Source organism: bacterium (genome assembly GCA_040757115.1).
In the GTDB taxonomy this organism is placed as follows: domain Bacteria; phylum UBA9089; class CG2-30-40-21; order CG2-30-40-21; family SBAY01; genus JBFLXS01.
Window position 1 is genome coordinate 1 of sequence record JBFLYA010000225.1, and the last position, 6,001, is coordinate 6,001.

Annotated in this window: 5 protein-coding genes; all 5 read right to left on the reverse strand. The window is 33.2% G+C overall.

Annotated elements, in window-relative coordinates; genetic code table 11:
* Nucleotides 1–171: 171 nt before the first annotated feature.
* Complete coding sequence (locus AB1422_15475; protein ID MEW6620709.1) at nt 172–948, reverse strand: formyltransferase family protein; 777 nt, start codon at nt 946–948, stop codon at nt 172–174.
* The gene (locus AB1422_15480; protein MEW6620710.1) at nt 945–2,150 is read right to left on the reverse strand and encodes a pectate lyase; all 1,206 of its coding nucleotides are present in this window, start codon (nt 2,148–2,150) and stop codon (nt 945–947) included. The genes AB1422_15475 and AB1422_15480 overlap by 4 nt, the downstream gene beginning before the upstream one ends.
* A gap of 419 nt (nt 2,151–2,569) precedes the next feature.
* The gene (locus AB1422_15485; GenBank protein MEW6620711.1) at nt 2,570–4,276 is read right to left on the reverse strand and encodes a polysaccharide deacetylase family protein; all 1,707 of its coding nucleotides are present in this window, start codon (nt 4,274–4,276) and stop codon (nt 2,570–2,572) included.
* Nucleotides 4,273–5,328 (reverse strand): GNAT family N-acetyltransferase, encoded by a 1,056-nt coding sequence (locus tag AB1422_15490; protein MEW6620712.1) that lies wholly within the window; start codon nt 5,326–5,328, stop codon nt 4,273–4,275. The genes AB1422_15485 and AB1422_15490 overlap by 4 nt, the downstream gene beginning before the upstream one ends.
* Nucleotides 5,318–6,001, reverse strand: a 684-nt coding sequence (locus AB1422_15495) for a glycosyltransferase (protein MEW6620713.1), incomplete at its 5' end; no start/stop codon positions are given. The genes AB1422_15495 and AB1422_15490, both read right to left, overlap by 11 nt.

Below are 6,001 nucleotides of genomic sequence, written 5' to 3' on the forward strand. Positions count from 1 at the left end.
TAAAAAAATTGAAATTAATAGAAACTAATAGAAATTTATGGAAATTTGTTGTTTTCCACAATCAATTTCTACCTATTTCTATAAATTTCAATCTATTTCTATTATCTTATCTCCATATCACTCTTATCTCCTTATCCCCTTTCTTACACTTTTGATATATAGCCTGAACGGTTACAATTTTTCTTCCAGAATCCTCTTTAATTTCTCATGCATGATATACCATATTTTTCCTTCTGCAGGGTTTTGGGGTGTAGGTTTTATTTCATTATTGAGTAATTTTTCAACACATTCTGCCATCAATCTGAAGACAAAATCAAATCCACGCTGGCGAATTTCTTCGATTGACTTACAACCTTCCAAACTGAATGGTTTTTGATATAAAATATCTCCAGTATCAATTCCACGGTCCATAAAATGTATCGTCCCAATTGTCTCATCATTATTAAGATATGCCCATTCGATGACATTCATCCCACGATATTTTGGTAAAAAGCCGGCATGGGCATTAACTACCTTTAGATTGGGGATATTGAGGATGATTTCTTTCACAATTCCCACGCTAAATGCTATTAAGATGTTTATCTGTAGTTCTTTAATGAGATTGGCACATTTGTTGGTGTTTAAATAATTAACAGAATAAACAGGAACATTGTTTTTAACTGCCCATTCATAGATAGAAATTCGTTCCTGCTCTGGTATTTCATTTTTTCCCTTTGGGATTTCCTTTGTTTTATTTTCTTTAATCAACCCTGATTTAACCATTATTTTCCTGAAAATCCCTAATCCTTCTGTCTTAAGTTGAAGTTTGAGAGAATTTAGTAGATTTTGTCCTTGTTTTCTTTTGACAAGAATTATGGCAGAAACAGGAATATGGCGTTTTTCAAATTCTTTAAGCACGGTTATGCTGGCGCGATTATAAGCTCCGCGAGTGATTAATCCAATTCTCATTTAAGAATCTCCTCTTTTAATTGTTTTATAATCCTGTCTTCTAATATCAGTGCATCTACGAAATATTTTGTTGCCCAACTGGGGTAAGAAAAGATACGATAGTCGCCCCAGATAGGGTGTGAACCCTTTATTCCTGCTTGTATTCCTTTATCAGAGGAATTTAGAACCTGCGTCGAAATGAGGAAATCATTCATTTTTAATGAGGCATTCAAATATTTAAAATCTTTAGTCTTTTCAAATAACCTCATCCAGATAATTGACATCTGAGCACAGCCGGTTAAACAACAAGAAGTAACGGTTGGTTTCCAATCAGAATTATATCTTCCTTTTAAAGACTTATCAATCTCAAATCTTTTTAAAAGGGCATCAGCCGAGATTGTAGCTTTTTCAATATATCTTTGCTCATTTAATAGAATGCCTGATTCTAAAAGTCCCTCAATGGTATATCCAATGGTATGAGTAAGTGGCTCAAAATTTCTTTTTGGGCTATTATCACAATCTTTAAACCAGCCATTTTCCTGTTGTAGTGTTAGTGCCCATTCGATATTTTTTCTTGCGGCTTGTCGGTATTTATCTTCTTGATTTATCTGATAAAATTCTAACAATGGCAAATCAACCCTTGTATCATAGACCCGCACAATATCTAAATAGACATATTGTCTCCAGGCACCATCATCATCTTGAACTGCACATATCCAATCAGCCGCCTTTTTAGCCGCATTATAATATTTTAAATCATTCGTTTCTTTATAAGCCCTGGTTAAACCCTGGAGTATCTGGCCTGTATTAAACACTGTAGGTTTAGCTCCTCGACCAACATATCCCCCTTGAAAGGCACCATTTTCCATCTGGATGGAAAGTTCAAAATCAGCCATTTTAATGGCACGATTTCTTATTTCCTTATATGAGGTCAGGTGATAATAATCAAAGAAGGTAGGGATAATATAACCGGTTACCTCCGGGTAAGAACTTGACCAACCTTTATCAAAGAAATATGTTGCCACTCCACCATCACCCGTTGTATCCTGGGCTCGACACAACCAATTTATGGCCGCATCTATATATTTTGTATTTGTCTGGTAATCATCCCGTTCAGGTTTTATTAATAACCAGTCGTGATAGATTATCTTAAATCGGGCTGGATAAATTAAATTGCGGACCATTGCTATTCCAAATTTAATCTTTTGTTTAATACCATCCATCAGTTAGAACCTCCTTTCGGGACTTTTATTAGAATTCTGCAAAACCAAGGAACTATAGTTTTTAAGCGGGTATTTAAAACCTCTATTTTTATCAATTTCCTCCAAAGAGCAAAATGCAAAAAGCAAATATAAAAATTACATATCAAAATGTAAAATTATCTCTTTCCTTTCAGCGTTAAAATACTTGAAGCAAAGATATTACCAAATTCCTCCAACTCTTTGAGAAACCGTGCTACTTTCTCTGGTTTAGCATGTTTACTATCACGAAGTAATGCAAGCCATAACTTACTTTCGTTAACAGTCTTTTCTCGAAGTCCTTTTTGAAATTTGATTTGTAATTTTGCATTTTAATATTTGATATTTGATTTAATTTCAGGTCTAACTCTCAGTTATCTCTCCTAATCCTATTTTGCAGAACCCTAGACTTTTATTAAAAATTCCTTTGTCGCCTCTTTGGTGATTAACATACATTCCGTCTCGGATAAAGGGTGAAGGTCACACTTAACCCCCTCAATGGCAAGATTTTTTAAATTAATATTACTGAGTTTAAAAGAAAAATCTCTTTCTATGAGTATGTCAGAAATACATCTATACTCAAATCTGTCTTCTTTTATTATTCTAACCGCTTCACGCCTTTTCCACCACTGAATAATATCCTGACATAATCTCACATAAATTTTATTCTCAGATAACCATTCTAATATCTCTTCATATATTCTTTCCCGGCCTGGATTTTCTTTTTCATTAAATCCCTGTTGATGCCAGAGAATTATACCTAATCCATTATAGTTTTTAGCCATTTCCAATAACCTTTTGATATTGGTTAATGCTTCATCTGGGGAGTATTTCTGATAAGTAAATAATGTCGTATCCATAATTATCAGTGGTAACTCGATTAATGGCAATTTTTTATTCTCTTTAATATGATAAAGATACAAAGGGAAACTGCATCCTGTTCGGAATCCTTCATGGTCAGCATAGCCAACCGTAGTATCATATTCAAAACCTGCCTCTGTATAAACTTGCCATGTGACCTCCGGATTAAATCTTAGATAATGACCTCTAATGCCGTTGATAGGATAACTTGATATTTTCTCAACTCGCTTCTTTTCACATAAAACTTGATTGTGCCTATTATAAGAATCATAACTTGCGTGTAATCCAATCTCAAATCCTTGTTGACTAATTTCTTTAACAATATTTTTTAGTTTTTTATTTCTGATTTTATATGTACTATTATCTGCTAATAGATAAAAGGAAGAGAGATAGCCGTATTGTTTTTCTAATCGGACTATTTTCTCAAAATTCCAGTAAGGGTCCTCATATCGCAAGCAATTATAAATCTCTAATATTCCATTTTGAATCCATTGATATTTACATTTTAGAGTTCCGACGATTATCTCTCTTATTCCTTTTTCCCATAGTTTCCATTTCTGAATATCGTCCACATCATGCGTTAAACAAACTGCTGATATTCTTCCTTCTGGCCAGTACCACTTCTGAACGAGAACCTCTTTTTGCCTCTTTGCACAATATAAAAATATTTGCTGTAAGAAGGTTAGATAAATGCTGACAATCGGTGTTTCAACAAGTTTATCCAACATACTGTAAGAAGATAAGAACCTATCGTGAATATCTCTTTTAAGTGATAGAATTTGCTCCTGACATGTCACTAAATAGAATGTCGAGGCAATAATATCAATTTTAATGTCTATTATGGTTACATTCCCCTGTTGTCTGGTAGATAAAATATCATTATCAAAACAAAGATTTTCAGCGTCAAGATAAGTAATTTTTTTTAAAATTTCTGATAAGAATTTATTTTCTAAAGTAACGATTTCCTGCCAATAGGATTGTGTTTTATCTTTATCCAGCTTAGACTTGAAAAGGGAACGAAGCGATATAAATTCTTGACTACAAGGGATATTGACAATTATTCCTGTTTTTTCAAGACAATTGGGAAGACTGTCTCCATAATTTATTATCAACAAAGGGTTAGTTTTAATAAGTTCCTTATGATTAGAAGAAACAACATAAGAAATCCCTATGGTATTAAGTAATATCTCAAATACATAGGTAATCTCGTTATCAATTGCAGAATCCCAGTTTTTATATATTCCAATCATTTATATCTACCCACTAAAAAAAGTTTTATCTGACTTTTAATTTCATTTATATTTTGAGATATGGCTAAAGCGATAGAATTTATCTTACTTACCGCAAAATAATGTTTGAGTTCTCCACCAAATCCTCTTTTAAATTTTTCAATTGAGGGAGTATTAGCTCCGACAAGGTCGAACTCTTTAATCTTCCCTGAAAGATGCTCAAAAACTGTCCAGAAGGTTAATGATGCTCCACCACTACTGCGTAAAGTCGGGTGACTCGCTCCAAATAGATAATAGGCTCTTTTATTATCCGTAACAATGAATACCCCGGCGATTAATTCCCGATTAACATCTCTTGCAAAATACATCTGAGCCTGATTTAGTGATTTTAGTTTTGTATAGACATTTGCCATCAATTCTGGTGAAGAAGGTTGTAGTCCCTGTTTTTTATAAGTAACTTCATAAAGTTGATAGAACTCATCAATGTCTTCTTGTGGAGTAACCTCGATATTCTCTTTCCTTGCCTTTTTTATATTACGAATAGTTGTGGACTCCATATTATCCCAGACATAGCTCAAATCTTCTATGTTGATGATATAAGTATATCTCACTTCATGGGTAAAGTTATTCCATGTAAATGGTCTAATATCCTCATAGGAGATATGATGAGCCATAGTTATTTTATCGTAAGTCTTTATGAGTTCTGGAATTATAGTGTTAGCCACATCTCGTTGCAGGGTAATGCGTTTTTTATAGCTCAGAGATGATGGGTCTTTACATAATATCCCTCCATAGGGCGTAAATTTTGGGATAAAGATATATTTGAATCTTTTTTCCTTTCGTTCGACAAAAGATATCCCTCCAATTAGTTCATCTCCTTTATAGCAGGTTAAAATTTTAAACTCACCACTTAAAGAGGTTATAATTTCTAACCATTTAGAAGAAGAAAATATAGTTCCTTGAGGTGATTTTTGGACGAATTCATCCCATTTATCATATTCATCTTTTCCTAAATATCGTGTCGTATATTTCTCCTCAACACTTTCCTCAATGGATAATTCATTACTCTCCATTTTTATTTCCTTTTGAAGATAGGATGGAATTAAGTATTTCAGTGAGATTTAAACCAAGTCTTTCATAAGAGAATTTAGCTATTTCTGCAGAAATGCCTTCAAATTTTAAACACTTTTCTTTATATTTATTATACAGTTCAATTATTGCTTTTTTAATCTCTTGAGGGTTATCCGGTTCTATTACCGCGCCAGTATTTGTTTTTCTAATTATTTCTGCGGCGACTCCAGTTGAAGGAACAAGTGCCAGAATTGGTTTTTTTGCTGCCAGATATTCAAATATCTTACCGGTCACAATATAATCTGTCATATTACCTTGCTTCTGAATAAATAAAAGAAGGACATCTGAAGAGCTCATATACCGTATCGCCTCATTATGAGGTAGCCAATTAATTATTTTTAAGATTTTATCCCATTTAAAGCCGTTCACAAGTGTTTTATATTCTTCTTCCAATATCTCTCCTAAAAAAATTACACTTATCTCTTTTTCTATCCCTTGATTTTCTTCAATTAACTCTGTCAGTGCCTTCAAAAAGTACTCTGGTGTTCTCCCTCGATAAAAACTGCCTATATAACTCATTGTGAATTTTTCCGATAATCTTTCTAATGTTATCCCTTTAAAGTCATCCGGGTCAAATCCATTAGTAATGGTGATAAATTTCTCCTTTTCTATATT